The following is a 16,850-nucleotide window of genomic DNA, read 5'->3' on the forward strand; positions in this document are numbered from 1 at the left end:
GGACATCACGAATGGTGCCATCATGCTGCGGATATCCCGCGATCTCGTCATCGACGAGGACGACATCGAGATCGGCTTTGTCCGCGCCTCCGGCCCGGGCGGGCAGAACGTCAACAAGGTCTCGACCTCGGCCCAGCTGCGCTTCGACACGCGCAAGCTGACCTTGCCGGAGGATGCGGTGATCCGGCTCGCCCGCATCGCCGGCCAGCGCATGACCAAGGACGGCGTGATCGTGATCCACGCCCAGCGCTTCCGCACCCAGGAGCGCAATCGCCAGGACGCCATCGACCGGCTCACCGAGATCCTGACCGAGGCGATGATACGGCCGAAGCCGCGGCGCGCGACACGGCCGACCTTTGGCTCCAAGCAGCGCCGGCTCGACGGCAAGAAGCGCCGCAGCGACATCAAGGCAGGGCGCGGCGGCGGCCGCTTCGACGATTAGCAAAGCAGACCCAGTCAAAAAAACTCCGGCCGCAGGGCGACCGGAGTCTGCTTGCTTCACCCGGCGGGACTAGTAACGCTTGGCCGGGGCTGCACCGCCCGTCGCGGAATCGTCGGCGGTTCCCTTATGCGCAGCGCTACCGGTGGTGCCGACCGTGCCCCTGGTGCCTTTGGTCGACTTCATGCCCGTCTTCTCGCCCGCCGCGCCCGGCTGAGCATTCATCTCCTCATCCCCGCTGCCCATTGTGCTGCCCTGCATCGATTTGCCTTGCACGGCGCCGCCCGTCTTGGCGGGTGGCGCGCCTTGCGCGAGAACCGGCGTCGCAATGAGAGCCGACAGAGCGCATGCGATCATCGAGGTCTTCACCAACTTCATCCATTTCTCCTGGATTTTTCCGCGACGAATGGCTCGGCTGCATCCTGCGCCGCTCACCTGCACCGGGTCATTGCATCGCGTAGAGAGTTCAAGCGGCGCGGTCGTCATGCAATGCGCATGGTGTGGTGATCGTTTAGGGATTTGACGGCGGTTTCGCGGAATTGTGCTCCGCATATAAGGCATTGCGGAACACACGCGGCCACCAGTGTCTCCGCGCGCATCGAAACAGCCCGCTACTACCACCGCATCTTTGACGCCGCCTAGAGTTTGCGCACGTTGATGTGGATGGGCGGATTCTTGGCGATGCGCGCAGTCGTGCTTGGATTGTGCACCGCGATGGTGCTGGTGACGCGGGTTGCCGATGCGCAAATGCCCCTGCCGGCCGCCAAGCCGCCGGATGGCGCGACGCTGTTCAAGCAGCAATGCGCGGTGTGCCACACGACAAGCCTGTCAGAACCGGCGCGGCAAGGCCCCGCGCTGGTGAAGGTCGTCGGCCGTCCCGCCGGCAAGACCGAAGGTTTTAGATACTCGGAGGCGCTGTCGAAAGCGGACTTCGCCTGGGACGAGACCAGGCTCGACGCCTGGCTGAGCAATCCGCAAGCCGTCATTCCCGGCGTGACCATGGTCTACCGGCAGGCGAAGCCGGAGACGCGCGCCGCCATCATCACCTACCTGAAGGAGCTGAACTGAATGGCAAAGCCCGTTCATTCCATGATCCGCGTGCTCGACGAGGCCCGCTCGCTCGACTTCTACAAGCGCGCCTTCGGCTTGGATGTCGCCGACCATCTGAAATTTTCGGACTTTGCCCTGATCTATCTGCGTCATCCCTCCTCACCTTTCGAGGTCGAGCTGACGGTGAATTTCGATCGCAAGGAGCCGTACCAGCTCGGCGACGGCTACGGACATATCGCCGTGGTGGTCGAGGATCTCGATACCGAACATGCCCGCTTCGAGCGCGAGAAGCTCGCACCGGGACCGCTGCGCGACTTCAAGCACGACGGCAAGACGCTGGCGCGCTTCTTCTTCGTCAGCGATCCCGATGGCTACAAGATCGAGGTGATCCAGCGAGGGGGTCGTTTCGGCTGATCAAAATCACAAAAATCCAAATCACAAAATCTACGGAGGAATGCCATGAGAGAAGTCGATCGTCGAAGCAAGCACAGCCGCCGCGTCTTTCTCAAGGGCGCGGCGACCGCCGTTCCGGTCGTCGCTGTCGCGACCAGCGTCGCCGTCAGCATCGAGGATGCCTGGGCGGATGATGCCAGCACGCTCTCGCCCGCAACGATGAAGACGCTGTTGAAGGTCGCGCGCGACATCTATCCGCACGACGTCCTCGGCGACAGCTACTACATCACCGCGATCAAGCCGTGGGACGGCAAGGCGGCCAAGGACCCCGCCGTCAAGTCTCTGATCAGCGACGGCATCACGCGGCTCGATCAGAACGCGCGGGATCGCCACAAGGTGGCTTACGCCGAAGTGCCATGGGAAGCCGACCGCGTGGTGCTGCTGACGGAGATCGAGCAGAGCGACTTCTTCCAGAAGGTGCGCGGCGACCTCGTCGTGTCGCTCTACAACCAGAAAGAGGTCTGGCCGCGCTTCGGCTACGAGGGCTCCTCCGCCGAGCACGGCGGCTACATCAACCGCGGCTTTGCCGACATCGACTGGCTGCCGAAGGCTTAAGGCTCACCCAACGGTTCAGGAGAACGCATATGGCAAAATTCGATCTGAACGACTCCAGCGTTGTGGTGATCGTCGGCTCCGGTGCCGGCGGCGGCACGCTGGGCAACGAGCTCGCGCAGAAGGGCGTCAAGGTGGTCATCCTTGAAGCCGGCCCACGCATCGAGAACCAGGATTTCGTCAACGACGAGTGGGAGAGCTTTTCCCAGCTCGCCTGGACCGATGCCCGCACCACGTCGGGGACATGGCGCGTCGCCAAGGATTTCTCGGGCCTTCCCGCCTGGATCGTCAAGGCGGTCGGCGGCTCGACCACGCATTGGGCCGGCGCGTCGCTGCGCTTCGACGAGCATGAGTTCAAGGTGAAGAGCACCTACGGCGGCCTGCCCGGCGCGAACCTGCTGGACTGGCCGGTGACGCTCGCCGAGATCGAGCCATGGTACGCCAAGGCCGAGAACAAGATGGGCGTGACCCGTACCAACGGCATTCCCGGACTTCCCGGCAACAATAATTTCAAGGTGCTGGAGGCCGGTGCGAAGAAGCTCGGCTACAAGACCGTGCATACCGGCAATATGGCCATCAACAGCCAGCCGCGTGACGGCCGCGGCGCCTGCCAGCAGATCGGCTTCTGCTTCCAGGGCTGCAAATCCGGCGCGAAATGGTCGACGCTCTACACCGAAATCCCCAAGGGCGAGGCGACCGGCAATCTCGAAGTGCGGCCGAGCAGCATGGCGGTCAAGATCGAGCACGACGCCTCCGGCAAGGTGACCGGCGTTGTCTATGCCGACGAGAGTGGCGCGATGCAGCGCCAGAAGGCGCGCATCGTCGCGGTTGCCGGCAACTCGATCGAGAGCCCGCGACTGCTTCTGAACAGTGCCTCGACCATGTTCCCCGATGGCCTCGGCAATTCATCGGGCCAGGTCGGCCGCAACTACATGCGGCACATGACCGGCAGCGTCTACGCCGTGTTCGAGAAGTCGGTGCACATGTATCGCGGCACCACCATGGCCGGCATCATCCGTGACGAGTCCGCCAACAATCCGAAGCGCGGTTTCGTCGGCGGCTACGAGATGGAGACGCTGTCGATCGGCCTGCCGTTCATGGCGGCGTTCCTCAATCCCGGCGCCTGGGGCCGTCCGTTCACCGCAGCGCTCGACGGCTATCCCAGGATGGCCGGCATGTGGCTGGTCGGCGAGGACATGCCGCAGGAGACCAACCGCATCACGCTCGATCCCGTCGTCAAGGACAAGTTCGGCCAAGCGGTCGCGAGCGTGCATTTCGACGACCATCCCAACGACCTCGCGATGCGCGCACATGCCTACAAGCAGGGTGCGGCGGTCTACGACGCCGTCGGCGCCACCGTGACCTATCCGACGCCGCCCTATCCGAGCACGCACAATCTCGGCACCAACAGGATGAGCGACAAGCCGCGGGATGGCGTGGTCAACAAGTTCGGGCAGAGCCACGACGTCAAGAATCTGTTCGTCTCGGATGGCAGTCAGTTCACCAGCGGGGCGGCCTGCAATCCGACGCTGACCATCGTCGCGCTCGCGATCCGCCAGGCGGATTACATTGCGGGGGCGATGCAGAAAAAGGAGATTTGAGGGTTCAAAGGAAACCGTTTCCTCCTCCCGTCATTGCGAGCGAAGCGAAGCAATCCAGAATCCCGCCGCGGTGACGGTCTGGATTGCTTCGTCGCAAGAGCTCCTCGCGATGACAGCGGAGAGAATATCGTAGCCCGGATGGAGCGAAGCGCAATCCGGGGTGCTCGCGGGTGAGCTGAATCCCGGATTGCGCTTCGCTTCATCCGGGCTACGCACTTTTGTCGGGATAGCTACTCGGCCGCATCCAGGATCGGCGCGACGGTTGCCTTGAACTCCTGCACCGGCACCATGCTCCGGGAGCGGTAGATCAGGCACGAGCAGCGCAGCAGCGAGGCGAAATTATTGACCTCGCCGTGATGGTCGAGCACCTCGTTGTAGAGCGTCGTCAGGAACTTGCCGACGCTCATGCTCTCCTTGGCCGCGATCTCCTCCAGCGTGTCCCAGAACGCCATTTCCAGCCGGATCGAGGTGCAGTGCCCGCCGATCCGCAACGAGCGGGTCTGGGATTCGTAGTTGCGTTGGGGCTGGTGCGCGAAGAAATTGCACATGGCGTCCTCCCGTCCTGTTGCCATTTTTTCACGATGCTACACCGCTGCCCGTGCCCCCACAATCAGGACGGCAGGCAGGGCGACCGCTCCGTCCCGGTTGCGCAATTTTCTCGAACGTCCAATCCCTTCAATGTGATAGGCATCCCTCTTCCCCAGGCCGCCACACGGCTGTTGCCCAACACATGCTTTTGACGCAACACGGCCTAGAATAGCGCCGTCAGCGAATCCATATCGAAAGCCCCATGCCCGTCCGCCAACTGCCAGAGCAAGTCGTCAACCGCATCGCCGCCGGCGAGGTGGTCGAACGTCCGGCAAGCGTGGTCAAGGAACTGGTCGAGAACGCCATCGATGCCGGCGCGAGCCGGATCGACGTCTTCACCGATGGCGGCGGCCGGCGGCGGATCGGGATCACCGACGACGGTGGCGGCATGACCGCGAAGGACCTCGCGCTCGCGGTCGAACGCCACGCCACCTCCAAGCTCGATGACGAGGATCTGCTCCAGATCCGCACGCTGGGGTTCCGCGGCGAGGCGCTGCCCTCGATCGGCTCCGTCGCACGTCTCTCCATCACGACGCGGCACGCGAGCGAACCACATGCCTGGGCGCTGTCAGTCGAGGGCGGCGACAAGTCCGAGATCATGCCGGCGGCGCTGGCCCACGGCACGCGCGTCGAGGTCAACGACCTCTTCTATGCAACGCCCGCGCGGCTGAAATTCCTGAAGACCGATCGCACTGAGGCGGAGGCGATCCGCGAGGTGGTCAGGCGCCTCGCCATGGCGCGGCCCGACGTCGCCTTCACGCTCGCAGGCGAGGAGCGCGCGCCGGTGACCTGGACCGCCGCGCTGCCCGGCGCCGCCGGACGGCTGACGCGGCTCGGCGACATTCTGGGCGCGGAGTTCCGCAGCCACGCCATCGAGGTCCATGCCGAGCGCGAGGGCGTTGTCGTCGCCGGCTATGCTGCGGCGCCGGCGCTGACCAAGGCGAATGCGCTCGGGCAGTATCTCTTCGTCAACGGCCGTCCCGTGCGCGACAAGCTGATCCTCGGCGCCGTGCGCGGGGCCTATGCCGACTATCTGCCGCGCGACCGCCATCCGGTGCTGGCGTTGTTCGTCACGCTCGATCCGCGCGAGGTCGATGCCAACGTGCATCCGGCCAAGACCGAGGTGCGCTTCCGCAATGCCGGCCTCGTCCGCGCGCTGATCGTGCACGGACTGAAGGAAGCGCTCGCGCGCGAGGGCCGGCGCACGGCCGCCAACAGTGGCGAGAGCGCGTTGTCCTCGTTCCGGCCGGCCTTCACGCCGCGGCCTGCGAGCTGGGACTGGCGCGCCTCGCCATCCGCCCCGGTCGCACCGATGCCGTCGTTCGACGGATCGGCCGCACCCGCCTTCGCCGAGCGCGCACAGGCGGCATTCGATGTCGGCGCGCCCAGTGCGGACGTGCGGATCGAGACCCAGCCCGTCAGCGACCTCGTCGACCGCCCGCTTGGTGCTGCGCGCACCCAGATCCACGAGACCTACATCGTCTCGCAGACCCGCGACGGCCTGATCATCGTCGACCAGCATGCCGCGCATGAGCGCATCGTCTACGAGCGGCTGAAGGCCTCGCTCGCCGCCAACGGCGTTCAGCGGCAGATCCTCCTGATCCCCGAGATCGTCGAGATGGACGAGGCGACGGTCGAGCGTCTGCTGGAGCGCAGCGAGGAGCTTGCGTCATTTGGACTGGCGATCGAATCCTTCGGCCCCGGCGCGGTCGCGGTGCGCGAGGCGCCGTCGCTGCTCGGCAAGACCAACGCGGGCGGGCTGCTGCGCGATCTTTCCGAGCATATGGCCGAATGGGACGAGGCGCTGCCGCTGGAGCGCCGCCTGATGCACGTCGCCGCCACCATGGCCTGCCACGGCTCGGTGCGCGCCGGCCGCCGGCTGCGGCCGGAGGAGATGAACGCCCTGCTCCGCGAGATGGAGGACACCCCGAACTCCGGCCAGTGCAATCACGGCCGCCCGACCTATGTCGAGCTGAAGCTGAGCGATGTGGAGAAGCTGTTCGGGCGGAGGTAGCCGGTGTCGTAGGGTGGGCAAAGGCGCAACGCGCCGTGCCCACCATCTCTTCATGATCGCGATAGAAGTGGTGGGCACGCTGCGCTTTGCCCACCCTACGGCAGCGAGACTACGGCCTCTTCAAAAACACGAACTCCGTGTCGTCATACGCCCGCCGCTCCAGTTCCTCGAAACCTTCCGGCGTCACGAACTGCGCAGCCTTCGCCTCTTCCACCACGAGCAGCGCGCCCGGCGTGAGCCAGCCGCCGTCGCGCAAGCTCGCGAGCGCCTTCTCCGCAAATCCTTGGCCATAGGGCGGATCGAGAAACACCAGCGAGAACGGCTCGACGGGATGCGCAGGCCCGAGATCGGTCGCATCGCGGCGATAGACCTTGGAGACGCCGCCGAGGCCGAGCGTCTCGACATTGTTGCGCAACAGCGCGCGCGCTTCCGCGCCGTTGTCGACGAACAGTGTGAACTTCGCCCCGCGCGACGACGCTTCGATGCCGAGCGCGCCGGTGCCGGCGAAGAGATCGAGCACGCGCGCGTCCTCGATCGGATCGTCATAGGCGTGCACGAGGATGTTGAACACGGACTCGCGCAGCCGGTCCGCCGTGGGGCGGATGTCGCGCGAGGACGGTGAGGCGAGATTTCGCCCCTTCAAACGACCGCCGACGACGCGCAATCAGTCCTCCCGCGGCGTCAGATCGCGCTTGCCGTGATAGCCGCGCTTGGGCCGGCGCGGCGGGCCGTAGCCGTTGGCCTCGGACTCGTTGCGCTCACGCGCTTCCTCGCTGCCGGTGCGCTGTACCAGCACACGGCGGCCCTTGCGATCGTTGATCACGTCACGCTTGCTGGCGGGCTTCTTCTCGCGTGGCGCTTCGCCGTCGGGTGAAGAAGGTTTCTTCGGCACGTCGAACTGCGCGCCCGACTTCTCGATGACCTTGTCACCGAGCTGATCACGCAGCACGCGCGACTTGATCTCCTCGACCTGGCCTTCGGGGACCTCGCCGAGCTGGAACGGTCCATAGGACACGCGGATCAGCCGGTTCACCTCGAGCCCGAGATGGGCGCAGACGTTGCGCACCTCGCGGTTCTTGCCCTCGCGGATCGCGAACACCAGCCAGACATTGGCGCCCTGGTCGCGCTCCAGCGTCGCCTCGATCGGACCGTATTTGACGCCCTCGATCTCGATGCCGTTTTTCAATTCGTCGAGCTGCGCCTGGGTGACGTCGCCATGGGCGCGGACGCGGTAGCGGCGCAGCCAGCCGGTGTCCGGCAGCTCGAGCGTGCGCGCGAGCCCGCCGTCGTTGGTGAGCAGCAGCAGGCCTTCGGTGTTGAAGTCGAGCCGGCCGATCGAGATCAGCCGCGGCAGGCCTTCGGGCAGATTGTCGAACACGGTCGGACGGCCCTCGGGGTCGTCGTGCGTCGTCATCAGCCCGCGCGGCTTGTGGTAGAGGAACAGCCGCGTGCGCTCGCGCTCCGGCAACGGCTTGCCGTCGACAGTGACGACGTCGTTCGAGGTGATGTCGAGCGCCGGCGAATTGATGACGCGGCCGTTGACGGCGACGCGGCCCTGCGTGACCATCTCCTCGGCGTCGCGGCGCGAGGCGAGGCCCGCACGCGACAGCACTTTTGCGATACGCTCGCCGGCCTTCTTCGGCTTTGGTGCTTCGTCACGGCGCGGACGGCCCTCGAAATCCCGATCACGGTCACGATAGGCGCCGCGGCCGCCGAAGGCGGGGCGCTTCTCGAAGATCCTGCTCTCATCCTCGTTCTCGCGGCGCGGACGATCGCCGAAGCGGCCTTCGCTGCGCGGATGCTCGTGCCAGTCAGAGCGGCCCTCGGAGCGCTCGCGCGGACGATTGAATTTGGGACGGTCACCGCCGCGTTCGCCATCGCCATCACGACGGGGCCGATCGAATTTCGGACGATCGTCGCGCGGGCGATCGAATTTGGGCCGATCGAACTTCGGCCGCTCGCGGAACGGACGATCGCCGGACGCGCGATCGTCGCGCGAGCGCGAGAAACGCGGACGATCATCGCCGCCACCCTGCCGATCGTCGCGCTTCTGCCAGGGCTTGTCTTCGCTGCGGTCGCGGCCGCCGAAATCCTTGCGCGGACCCTTGCTGAAGTCCTTACGCGGCGGACGATCGCCACGCGGACCCGCGTCGCGCTTCTGCCACGGCTTTGAATCGCTGCGCTCGCCACGGTCGCGCGGGCGGTCGCCGAAGTCACGCGGGCGATCGCTGCGGTCCGGTGCGCCGCGCGAAAACTTCCGCTCGCCGTCGAACTTGCGTTCCGGGCGGTCCCCACGCGGCGCGTAGGGCCGCTTGTCGCCGAACTTCTTGTCACCGAACCGACCGGCGGGACGTGAATCGTCGCGATCCCGGCTGCGCGGCGGACGGTCGTCACGGCCATAGGACGGACGATCACCACGCGGCTTGAACGGCCGCTTCTCGCCATCGCGCGCGCCGCGATCGGAGAACGGGCGGTCGCCGCGCGGCTTGAAACTGCGCTCGCCGCGCTCCTCACCACCACGGTCGTCGCGCTTGAATTTCGGACGGTCGCTGAAATCGCGGCGCGGGGCATCACCCTCCTCGCGGCGGCGGAACGGACGATCCCCGCGGTCGGCGCGAGGCGGACGGCTGTCGCGGTCGCCACGGGGCGGGCGGGCGTCGCCCCTGCCCTCAGGGCCGCGCTTGGCGAATTTCTTCTCAGGGCCACGCGGCTTGCCGGACCGGCCCTTGGGCGGGCCTCCCCTTGCCGGGCCTCGCCGGCCGCGGGAATCGTTGTCTTTGTCGCTGTCGCGAGGCATGAATAATCTCACTTGGGGGTGGCCAAAAAGCAGTGTGCGCGCTCGCTTCGAGCCGCATGCTCAGGCAAATCCGGTATTCACTCTTGCTGAAGGCGGAGCTACTAGCAGGTTTCTGGCGATGATACGAGGCTTGAAAGCCCCCTCTTTCATGGATTTGGCGCTCAAAACGGCCGAAAATGCCGGAAAGGCGGGCGAAGTTCCGATCGGATGCGTCGTGGTCCGCAATTACGAGGTGATCGCCACCGCGGCGAACCGGACGCTGACCGATTACGACCCGACCGCCCATGCCGAGATCATTGCGCTGCGCGAGGCCGCCAAGAAGATCGGCAGCGAGCGCCTGGTCGACTGCGACCTCTACGTGACGCTGGAGCCCTGCACCATGTGTGCGGGCGCGATCTCCTTTGCAAGGGTCAGGCGACTCTATTACGGCGCCGCCGATCCCAAGGGCGGCGCGGTGGAATCAGGCGTGCGGTTCTTCGCCTCGCCCACCTGCCATCATGCGCCGGATGTCTATTCCGGGGTCGGCGAGAGCGAGGCGGCGCGGCTGCTGCGGGAGTTCTTTCGGGAGCGGCGCTAAGGCGCCGAGAAGAACTCGCGCAGCGCCTTTGCGGTGACGTCCGGGTTTTCCTCGGTGAGGAAGTGGCCGGAGTCCACCGGCATGCCGTCGACGTTGGTCGCCCATTGCTTCCAGGTATCGAGCGGCGTGGCGGCGGCCTGGGCGATGCCTGCGCCACCCCACAGGGCCAGCATCGGCACCGTGATCTTCTTGCCGGCCTCGAAATCGACCTTGTCGAGGTCGTAATCGAAATAGGCGCCGGCGCGGTAGTCCTCGCACATCGCATGCACGCGGGCGGGATCGCGGAACGGGGCGATGTAATGTTCGAGTGCACGCTCGTCGATGGCGTCCAGCGTCTTCGACTTGGTCTGGCTCGCCATCTTGAAGCGCAGGAAGAACTCGCCATTGCCCGAGATCAGCGTCTCCGGCAGCGGCGCCGGCTGGGCGAGGAAGGTCCAGTGATAGATCTTCAGCGCGTAGGCGCGGTTCATCCGCTCCCAGTAATTATAGGTCGGCAGGATATCGAGCACGGCGAGCTTCGACAGCCGGCCGGGATGGTCGAGCGCCAGCCGATACGACACCCGGCCGCCGCGGTCGTGGCCGGCGAGCGCGAAGTGGACGTGGCCGAGTTGCTCCATCGCCTCGACCATGGCCTTGGCCATCGCGCGCTTGCTGTAGGGGATGTGCTGCGCATCGCTCTCGGGCATGTCGGACCAGCCATAGCCCGGCAGATCGGCGATGATCAGCGTGAACTTGTCGGCGAGCTGCGGCGCCACGCGGTGCCACATCACGTTGGTCTCTGAGAAGCCGTGCAGCAGCAGCAGCGGCGGCCCCTTGCCGCCGACGCGGGCGAAGATGCGCCCGAAGGAGGTGTTGACCCACTCGGAGCCAAAGCTCGGATAGAGGTCGGCGAGATCGGACATCTTCGGCATCCTTATCTGGTCAGTCCCGTCTGGTCAGTCCTGGGCCGCCTCGAACAAAAATGTCGAAAACAACCCCATGCACAGTAGCACGATGGTCACCTGTGAGGGTTGCTAACCCCAACAGGCGATTGCGCAATTTTGGAATGTCGATGTGGCGGGGCGGAGGCACGCGGCAATCTTGATGCCACCATGCGCGTATTCCGGAAAAAAGCCTGTCAGCCCCGGGCCTTCTCGGCCTCCACCGCCTGCCAGCCGATGTCGCGGCGGCAGAAGCCCTCCGGCCAGTTGATGCGGTCGACCGCCTGATAGGCGCGGCTCTGCGCTTCCGTCACGGTCTTGCCGAGCGCGCAAACATTGAGCACGCGGCCGCCATTGGCGAGGATCGCGCCGTCCTTCTCTACCGTGCCCGCATGGAAGATTTCGGCGGTCTCGACCTTGGCGGCGTCATCGAGCCCTTCGATGCGCGTGCCCTTCTGATAGTCGCCGGGATAGCCCTTCGCCGCCATCACCACGGTGAGCGCGGAGTCCGGATGCCAGCGCAGGTCGAAGTGCTTAAGCTCCCCGTCGCAGGAGGCGAGGAACGCCGGCACGATGTCGGATATCATCCGCAGCATCAGCACCTGACACTCGGGATCGCCGAAGCGAACGTTGAACTCGAACAGCTTTGGGCCATGGGTGGTCAGCATGATCCCGGCGTAAAGGATGCCGCGGAACGGCGTGCCGCGCTGCTTCATGCCGGCAACCGTCGGCAAAATGATCTTGGCCATGATCGCGTCGTGGATCGCGGGCGTGACCAAAGGCGTCGGCGAATAGGCGCCCATGCCGCCGGTGTTCGGGCCGAGATCGTGGTCGAACACGCGCTTGTGGTCCTGCGCGGAAGCGAGAGGGATGGCCGTCTCGCCGTCGCACAGCGCGAAGAAGCTGATCTCGCGGCCCGGCAGAAATTCCTCGATTACGACCTCGGCGCCGGCATCGCCAAAGGCGCCCTCGAACATCATGGCGATGGCGTCCTCAGCCTCGCGCACGGTCTTGGCGACCACGACGCCCTTGCCGGCGGCAAGGCCGTCGGCCTTCACCACGATCGGCGCACCCTGGCTCTGGACATAGGCACGCGCATCATTGGCGTTGGTGAAGCGCTTGTAGGCGCCGGTCGGAATGCCGAATTCGGTGCACAGCGCCTTGGTGAACCCCTTGGAGCTTTCGAGCTGCGCCGCCACCCCGCTCGGCCCGAACGCCTTGATGCCGGCGGCGGTGAGGTCGTCGACGATGCCGGCGGCCAGCGGCGTCTCCGGGCCGACCACCACGAGCTCGACCGCATTCGTCTTGCAGAAGTCGATCACGGCGGCATGGTCGGCGACATCGAGCGCCACGCATTCCGCCTCCCGCGCGATGCCGGCATTGCCGGGCGCGCACCAGAATTTGGTCACCAGGGGGGAGGCTGCGATTTTCCACGCCAGGGCATGTTCGCGGCCGCCGGAACCGAGCAGGAGAATGTGCATCGAGGGCTCAGAATAAGGGGTTTGCTGGGGCCGGAGGTCGCACGAATCGCGGCGGGTCTCAAGGGGAAACGCCCACACTCCCMGTCATTCCGGGGCGTGGCGTACAGCCAATCTTACCCTCCCCTGGAGGGGTCCGGGACGAGCGTAGCTCGCCCGTGGGTCGGCTCACATTGAGCGCAGCGAAATGTGAGACGGGGTGGGGTGACGGTCTCTCCGCAATGAACACTGGCCGTGTTGAGAGATCACCCCACCCCGCTCGCGCTGCGCGCGATCGACCCTCCCCCTCCAGGGGAGGGTAAGAGTTCGCGCCAGCTTCAAACGATCAAACCTGCTTCCCCGCAATGATCTCCTGCAGCGTGGCCACATGCCGCGCGAAGGCGCCGCGGCCGGCGGCGGTGGCGGTGACTGTGGTCTGCGGTTTCTTGCCGACAAAGGCCTTGTCGACCGAGACGTAGCCCGCCTTGGCCAGCGTCTCGATATGCGCGCCGAGATTGCCGTCGGTGGCGCCGGTGAGCTTCTTCAGCCTCGAAAATTCCAGACCTGCGGTCGCAGGCAGCGCGTTCAGCGCCGCCATGATCTTCAGCCGCAGCGGCTGGTGGATGATGTCGTCGAGCTCGGCCATGCGCTAGATCCGCCGCATCCAGAGTCCGCCGAGGATCAGACCGCCGCCATTGACGAACGCCATCCAGAGCGGGAATGCCGCCCCGATGTAGAAGAAACCAATCAGTGTCAGCGCAGCGATGCCAAGACCGATCGCGACGAAGGCGTAGCCGAACCAGAGACCCGCCAGCGTGTAGAAAAGCATGAAGTAGAGCGGCCAGAACGCGCCGAGCTGGCGTGGGCCGAAATGGCCGACGACGTTGGTGCAGAGATAGCCGAAGGCGAAGAACAGCACGAAGACCAGAACGAGCCTGACATCGAAGGCGGCACCATGCGGACGAGGCGATGGATTGAGCAGCCGGATTCCGACCAGACCGCCGACGCCCAGAATGTCCACGGCAACCCAGGCGTGGACCGCGTAGACCGGCCAGAGCCAGGTCACGAGATTGCCTGCGAACACCAGGACTCCCCACCAGACCGCTGCGAGGCTTGCGAGTTCGTAGAGCTGCGATTGCTTCACGCGCTGGACGATGTCGTCGATGTCGGCCAGCGCTGCAGACGCCTCCTTGCTGTCGATCATGACTGCCCTGCCCCTCGCGTTGCGACGTCCTCGGCGATCGCATTGACCGCCTTCGGATTGGTGACCATGCCCATGTGATTGACGCCGTCGATCATCTTGACGTCGACCGACGGCTTCACCGCCTGCACGGTCTCGGCATATTTGTCCGAGATCATCATCTCATCGTCGGCGCCGCCGAAAATCGTCATCGGGTGTGTCACCCCGGGCAGATCGAGGCGATAGCCGCGTGTCGCAAAGTTGCGCATCAGGCGGTCGGAATAGGTAGAGGTGAGGTACTTGGCCGAATTCGCCGGCACGGCGAAGGCGAGCACCGGAAGCTGCGCACAGCATTCGATGCCGAGCTTGCGCAGCGCCGCCAGCCCGAAGTAGCGCGGAAGGTCAGCATTGGCCCAACCGCCGGCGTGCGGTTTGTTGGTCGGCGCGTCGTAGCCGAGATAGGGCGCGATCAGGACAGTGCGGACGAACAGGTCCTGCATGATCGGCGTCGCGGCAACACGCAACGAGAAGCCGGCGCCGGCGGAATGACCGATCAAGGTCAGCGGCAAATCGGGCGCGCTCTTGCGGACATGGGCGACGAAGTCGACCAGATCGTCCTCGAGCTGGCCGACATAGCCGATATCACCGCGCGTGCCGGAGGCGCCGTGGCCGCGCGTATCGAGTGCCCAGGTCTCGACGCCGTGCGCGGCGAATGCCGCCGTCAGTGCATGGTTGACGGTGCCGGAGGAACCGGACGATCCATGGATGAAGATGGCGCCGCGGTCGGTGGCCGCCCCCTTCGGCGCGTAGTGCCGGAAGCCAAGCCAGGTACCGTCGCGGGCCTGGAACCGCTCCAGCGGCGGGAGGGTGGACCAGTCGATCCCCTTGGCGGAGTCCGAGACCGAGCGCATCTCGGCAGGCCGCTCGAGCGGCGTCGCGATCAGGGCGGTGAGCAGCAGCGCGACTGCGCCAACCGCGCACAGGCCCCATTTCAACAGGCTTAGAGAACCCCGCAGCAGCCGCATCGCCATCGCAAACTCCCTCGAACTGACCATCAATAGAGAACTCTATATTACAGAGTACTCTTCATATCAATCCCCGGATTGGCGCCGCGCGGCGAAAATCCTTAACGTCGGGTCTGACCCCAAAATGCCGAATCGTTTGCCGATGCCGCCTGCGGAACCACTGCTCAACGCCCCCGAATTCACCGTCTCCGAGCTCTCGCAGTCCCTGAAGCGGACGGTCGAGGACGCCTTTGGCCATGTCCGGGTCCGTGGCGAGATCTCAGGCTTCCGCGGCGCCCACTCCTCCGGCCACTGCTATTTCGCGCTCAAGGACGAGAGCGCCAAGATCGAGGCGGTGATCTGGAAGGGCGTGCACGGGCGGATGCGCTTCAAGCCCCAGGAAGGGCTCGAGGTCATCGCCACCGGCAAGCTCACGACCTATCCGGGCTCCTCCAAGTACCAGATCGTGATCGAGGCGCTGGAGCCGGCCGGCATCGGCGCGCTGATGGCGCTGATGGAGGAGCGCAAGAAGAAGCTCGCCGCCGAGGGCCTGTTCGACGAGGCGCGCAAGCAGTTGCTGCCCTGGCTGCCGGAGGTGATCGGCGTGGTGACCTCGCCGACCGGCGCCGTCATCCGTGACATCCTGCATCGGCTGGAGGACCGCTTTCCCCGCCATGTGCTGGTGTGGCCGGTCAAGGTGCAGGGTGAAGGCTCGGCCGAGCAGGTCGCTGCCGCGATCCGCGGCTTCAATGCGCTGCCGGAAGGCGGCAAGATTCCGCGGCCCGACGTGCTGATCGTGGCGCGCGGCGGCGGCTCGCTGGAAGATCTCTGGTCGTTCAACGAGGAGATCGTGGTGCGGGCGGCGGCCGAGAGCATGATCCCGCTGATCTCCGCGGTCGGCCACGAGACCGACATCACGCTGATCGACTTCGTCGCCGACAAGCGCGCGCCGACGCCGACAGCAGCGGCCGAGATGGCGGTGCCGGTGCGCAGCGATCTCTTCGTCGAGGTCGCCGATCTCGCGCGGCGCACCCGCGCCTATTGGCAGCGTGCCCATGAGAGCCGCCGCAGCGAGCTGCGCGCCGCCGCGCGCGCCCTGCCCGCGGCAGGCGATCTGCTCGCGATCCCGCGGCAACGGCTGGATTCGGCGGGCGCGTCGCTACCCCGCGGCCTCAAGGCCAACACGCACGCGCATTTCCGCCGGTTTACCGCTGCGAGCGCAAAGCTGACGCTGCGGGTGCTGCACGGGCAGATTTCGCAGGCCGATCACCGCCTCACCGTGTGCGGCGAGCGGCTCGGCCTGTCCGCGCGCTCGCTGCTGCGGCAACGGCGCGACCGTTTCGCCGGGCTGGAGGTGCGCTTGCGCGCCTCGAAACTTTCGAATGCGCAGGCGCAGCGCAACGCAATTGCCCGCCAGCGCGAGCGCACGCATCGTCTGGCCGAGCGCGCCAACCGCGCGCTTGTCACGCTGTTGCAGCGGCTGGATGCCCGCATCGAGAACAGCGGCAAGCTGCTCTCGGCCTTGTCGTATCGCGGCGTGCTCGCGCGCGGTTTTGCCTTGGTGCGGGATGAAGCCGGCCATCCCCTGCATGCGGCAGACGCGATTGGTCCCGGCGCACGCGTCGAGATCGAGTTTGCGGACGGCCGTGTCGGCGCGACGGCGGACGCGGATCGCCCGGCGCCGACGGCAAAGCGTGCGCCGGCGCAAGCAAAGCCGGCCGCGCAGGACGCCAAGCCCGCGCCGAAGCGCGCGGGCAAGCCGGTGGATCAGGGCACGTTGTTCTAAGCGCTACGGCGGCCTTCCGCCCCCGCTGTCATTCCCCGCGAAAGCGGGGAATCCAGTACGCCGCGGCGTCTCGGTGAATCACAGCTGCCTCGGCGTACTGGATCGCCCGGTCAAGCCGGGCGATGACAGTGAGTGTAGGGGACGCGTGTCGCCACAACCTCGTCATTGCGAGCGCAGCCCGCCTACCGGCAGGACAATCCCGCGTCGATCGTGGTCCAGAAGCCGCAATGTTCCGGTGCGCGTTGCGGCGCGCCGGCGTGGGCTTCGAACAGGAAGATCGCGACGGTGAAGACGATCAGTGCGGATGAGAACAGGACGAAGCGATTGCGCATGAGGACTGCGTTTAATCGACAACGTGGTCGAACTAAGGCGCCGTCACCTGCTGAAACCGCCGCGGCACGCGATACGTAGATTCACGGTCGGCCATACTCC

Annotated in this window: 18 protein-coding genes; 8 read left to right on the forward strand and 10 right to left on the reverse strand. The window is 66.0% G+C overall.

The features are described from left to right. Window positions 1-22: 22 nt before the first annotated feature. Window positions 23-442, forward strand: coding sequence for an alternative ribosome rescue aminoacyl-tRNA hydrolase ArfB (gene arfB, locus AC1DW2_RS20405; protein WP_063985592.1), 420 nt, complete (start codon window positions 23-25; stop codon window positions 440-442). A gap of 69 nt (window positions 443-511) precedes the next feature. Here arfB and AC1DW2_RS20410 read toward each other — a convergent pair whose 3' ends face one another. Beyond that, on the reverse strand, window positions 512-925 hold the full coding sequence (locus AC1DW2_RS20410) for a hypothetical protein (RefSeq protein ID WP_245328492.1): 414 nt from the start codon (window positions 923-925) through the stop codon (window positions 512-514). Between the two features lie 195 nt (window positions 926-1,120). Here AC1DW2_RS20410 and AC1DW2_RS20415 point away from each other — a divergent pair, with 195 nt between their 5' ends. The 4 genes from AC1DW2_RS20415 to AC1DW2_RS20430 are packed head-to-tail and all read left to right on the forward strand — an operon-like array spanning window position 1,121 to window position 4,095. Next, window positions 1,121-1,507 carry a c-type cytochrome gene (locus AC1DW2_RS20415; RefSeq protein WP_081369413.1) on the forward strand — a complete coding sequence of 129 codons (387 nt, stop codon included), beginning with the start codon at window positions 1,121-1,123 and terminating at the stop codon, window positions 1,505-1,507. After that, window positions 1,508-1,903: a VOC family protein gene (locus AC1DW2_RS20420; protein ID WP_071909530.1), complete on the forward strand. Its 396-nt coding sequence runs from the start codon at window positions 1,508-1,510 to the stop codon at window positions 1,901-1,903. It abuts the gene before it with no gap. 45 nt (window positions 1,904-1,948) lie between these two features. Continuing rightward, complete coding sequence (locus AC1DW2_RS20425) at window positions 1,949-2,497, forward strand: hypothetical protein (protein ID WP_063985596.1); 549 nt, start codon at window positions 1,949-1,951, stop codon at window positions 2,495-2,497. Between the two features lie 29 nt (window positions 2,498-2,526). After that, the gene (locus AC1DW2_RS20430; RefSeq protein ID WP_477007048.1) at window positions 2,527-4,095 is read left to right on the forward strand and encodes a GMC family oxidoreductase; all 1,569 of its coding nucleotides are present in this window, start codon (window positions 2,527-2,529) and stop codon (window positions 4,093-4,095) included. A 230-nt stretch (window positions 4,096-4,325) separates the two neighbouring features. Here the strand turns inward: AC1DW2_RS20430 and AC1DW2_RS20435 are convergent, their stop codons facing one another. Then, on the reverse strand, window positions 4,326-4,643 hold the full coding sequence (locus AC1DW2_RS20435; protein ID WP_208073598.1) for a ribbon-helix-helix domain-containing protein: 318 nt from the start codon (window positions 4,641-4,643) through the stop codon (window positions 4,326-4,328). A gap of 242 nt (window positions 4,644-4,885) precedes the next feature. Between AC1DW2_RS20435 and mutL the strand changes: the two genes are divergently transcribed. After that, window positions 4,886-6,697 carry a DNA mismatch repair endonuclease MutL gene (gene mutL, locus AC1DW2_RS20440; RefSeq protein WP_477007049.1) on the forward strand — a complete coding sequence of 604 codons (1,812 nt, stop codon included), beginning with the start codon at window positions 4,886-4,888 and terminating at the stop codon, window positions 6,695-6,697. A gap of 109 nt (window positions 6,698-6,806) precedes the next feature. On the opposite strand, the gene rsmD is transcribed toward mutL, so the two are convergent. Together rsmD and AC1DW2_RS20450 are read right to left on the reverse strand one after the other, a co-directional pair. Further along, a complete protein-coding gene (rsmD, locus tag AC1DW2_RS20445) occupies window positions 6,807-7,361 on the reverse strand; it encodes a 16S rRNA (guanine(966)-N(2))-methyltransferase RsmD (protein WP_477007050.1) in 555 nt (184 codons plus the stop codon). Next, window positions 7,362-9,494 (reverse strand): pseudouridine synthase, encoded by a 2,133-nt coding sequence (locus tag AC1DW2_RS20450; protein WP_477007051.1) that lies wholly within the window; start codon window positions 9,492-9,494, stop codon window positions 7,362-7,364. It abuts the gene before it with no gap. 118 nt (window positions 9,495-9,612) lie between these two features. On the opposite strand from AC1DW2_RS20450, the gene AC1DW2_RS20455 reads away from it, so the two are divergent. Then, complete coding sequence (locus AC1DW2_RS20455; RefSeq protein ID WP_041954073.1) at window positions 9,613-10,071, forward strand: nucleoside deaminase; 459 nt, start codon at window positions 9,613-9,615, stop codon at window positions 10,069-10,071. Here the strand turns inward: AC1DW2_RS20455 and AC1DW2_RS20460 are convergent. The 5 genes from AC1DW2_RS20460 to AC1DW2_RS20480 form a co-directional block, all read right to left on the reverse strand. After that, a complete protein-coding gene (locus AC1DW2_RS20460) occupies window positions 10,068-10,973 on the reverse strand; it encodes an alpha/beta fold hydrolase (RefSeq protein ID WP_477007052.1) in 906 nt (301 codons plus the stop codon). The genes AC1DW2_RS20455 and AC1DW2_RS20460 overlap by 4 nt on opposite strands. A gap of 215 nt (window positions 10,974-11,188) precedes the next feature. After that, window positions 11,189-12,472, reverse strand: coding sequence for a phosphoribosylamine--glycine ligase (gene purD, locus AC1DW2_RS20465; protein WP_477007053.1), 1,284 nt, complete (start codon window positions 12,470-12,472; stop codon window positions 11,189-11,191). Between the two features lie 322 nt (window positions 12,473-12,794). Next, window positions 12,795-13,094, reverse strand: coding sequence for a winged helix-turn-helix domain-containing protein (locus AC1DW2_RS20470; RefSeq protein ID WP_063985603.1), 300 nt, complete (start codon window positions 13,092-13,094; stop codon window positions 12,795-12,797). A gap of 3 nt (window positions 13,095-13,097) precedes the next feature. Next, a complete protein-coding gene (locus tag AC1DW2_RS20475) occupies window positions 13,098-13,652 on the reverse strand; it encodes a hypothetical protein (protein ID WP_477007054.1) in 555 nt (184 codons plus the stop codon). Next, window positions 13,649-14,659: an alpha/beta hydrolase gene (locus AC1DW2_RS20480; protein ID WP_477007055.1), complete on the reverse strand. Its 1,011-nt coding sequence runs from the start codon at window positions 14,657-14,659 to the stop codon at window positions 13,649-13,651. The genes AC1DW2_RS20475 and AC1DW2_RS20480 overlap by 4 nt, the downstream gene beginning before the upstream one ends. 136 nt (window positions 14,660-14,795) lie before the next feature. On the opposite strand from AC1DW2_RS20480, the gene xseA reads away from it, so the two are divergent. Beyond that, window positions 14,796-16,418 (forward strand): exodeoxyribonuclease VII large subunit, encoded by a 1,623-nt coding sequence (xseA, locus tag AC1DW2_RS20485; RefSeq protein WP_247315890.1) that lies wholly within the window; start codon window positions 14,796-14,798, stop codon window positions 16,416-16,418. 182 nt (window positions 16,419-16,600) lie between these two features. On the opposite strand, the gene AC1DW2_RS20490 is transcribed toward xseA, so the two are convergent. Beyond that, complete coding sequence (locus AC1DW2_RS20490) at window positions 16,601-16,750, reverse strand: hypothetical protein (protein WP_196236551.1); 150 nt, start codon at window positions 16,748-16,750, stop codon at window positions 16,601-16,603. Window positions 16,751-16,850 lie beyond the last annotated feature (100 nt).

Source organism: Bradyrhizobium sp. P3_C3 (genome assembly GCF_056402655.1).

Coding starts and splice junctions, on each gene's coding strand:
- AC1DW2_RS20425 (WP_063985596.1), top strand. CDS start 1,949: ATGAGAGAAGTCGATCGTCGAAGCAAGCACAGCCGCCGCGTCTTTCTC.
- AC1DW2_RS20470 (WP_063985603.1), bottom strand. CDS start 13,094: ATGGCCGAGCTCGACGACATCATCCACCAGCCGCTGCGGCTGAAGATC.
- AC1DW2_RS20450 (WP_477007051.1), bottom strand. CDS start 9,494: ATGCCTCGCGACAGCGACAAAGACAACGATTCCCGCGGCCGGCGAGGC.
- AC1DW2_RS20480 (WP_477007055.1), bottom strand. CDS start 14,659: ATGGCGATGCGGCTGCTGCGGGGTTCTCTAAGCCTGTTGAAATGGGGC.
- AC1DW2_RS20455 (WP_041954073.1), top strand. CDS start 9,613: ATGATACGAGGCTTGAAAGCCCCCTCTTTCATGGATTTGGCGCTCAAA.
- arfB (WP_063985592.1), top strand. CDS start 23: ATGCTGCGGATATCCCGCGATCTCGTCATCGACGAGGACGACATCGAG.
- AC1DW2_RS20435 (WP_208073598.1), bottom strand. CDS start 4,643: ATGTGCAATTTCTTCGCGCACCAGCCCCAACGCAACTACGAATCCCAG.
- AC1DW2_RS20415 (WP_081369413.1), top strand. CDS start 1,121: ATGCGCGCAGTCGTGCTTGGATTGTGCACCGCGATGGTGCTGGTGACG.
- AC1DW2_RS20475 (WP_477007054.1), bottom strand. CDS start 13,652: ATGATCGACAGCAAGGAGGCGTCTGCAGCGCTGGCCGACATCGACGAC.
- AC1DW2_RS20490 (WP_196236551.1), bottom strand. CDS start 16,750: ATGCGCAATCGCTTCGTCCTGTTCTCATCCGCACTGATCGTCTTCACC.
- AC1DW2_RS20420 (WP_071909530.1), top strand. CDS start 1,508: ATGGCAAAGCCCGTTCATTCCATGATCCGCGTGCTCGACGAGGCCCGC.
- purD (WP_477007053.1), bottom strand. CDS start 12,472: ATGCACATTCTCCTGCTCGGTTCCGGCGGCCGCGAACATGCCCTGGCG.
- AC1DW2_RS20430 (WP_477007048.1), top strand. CDS start 2,527: ATGGCAAAATTCGATCTGAACGACTCCAGCGTTGTGGTGATCGTCGGC.
- xseA (WP_247315890.1), top strand. CDS start 14,796: ATGCCGCCTGCGGAACCACTGCTCAACGCCCCCGAATTCACCGTCTCC.
- AC1DW2_RS20410 (WP_245328492.1), bottom strand. CDS start 925: ATGACGACCGCGCCGCTTGAACTCTCTACGCGATGCAATGACCCGGTG.
- mutL (WP_477007049.1), top strand. CDS start 4,886: ATGCCCGTCCGCCAACTGCCAGAGCAAGTCGTCAACCGCATCGCCGCC.
- AC1DW2_RS20460 (WP_477007052.1), bottom strand. CDS start 10,973: ATGTCCGATCTCGCCGACCTCTATCCGAGCTTTGGCTCCGAGTGGGTC.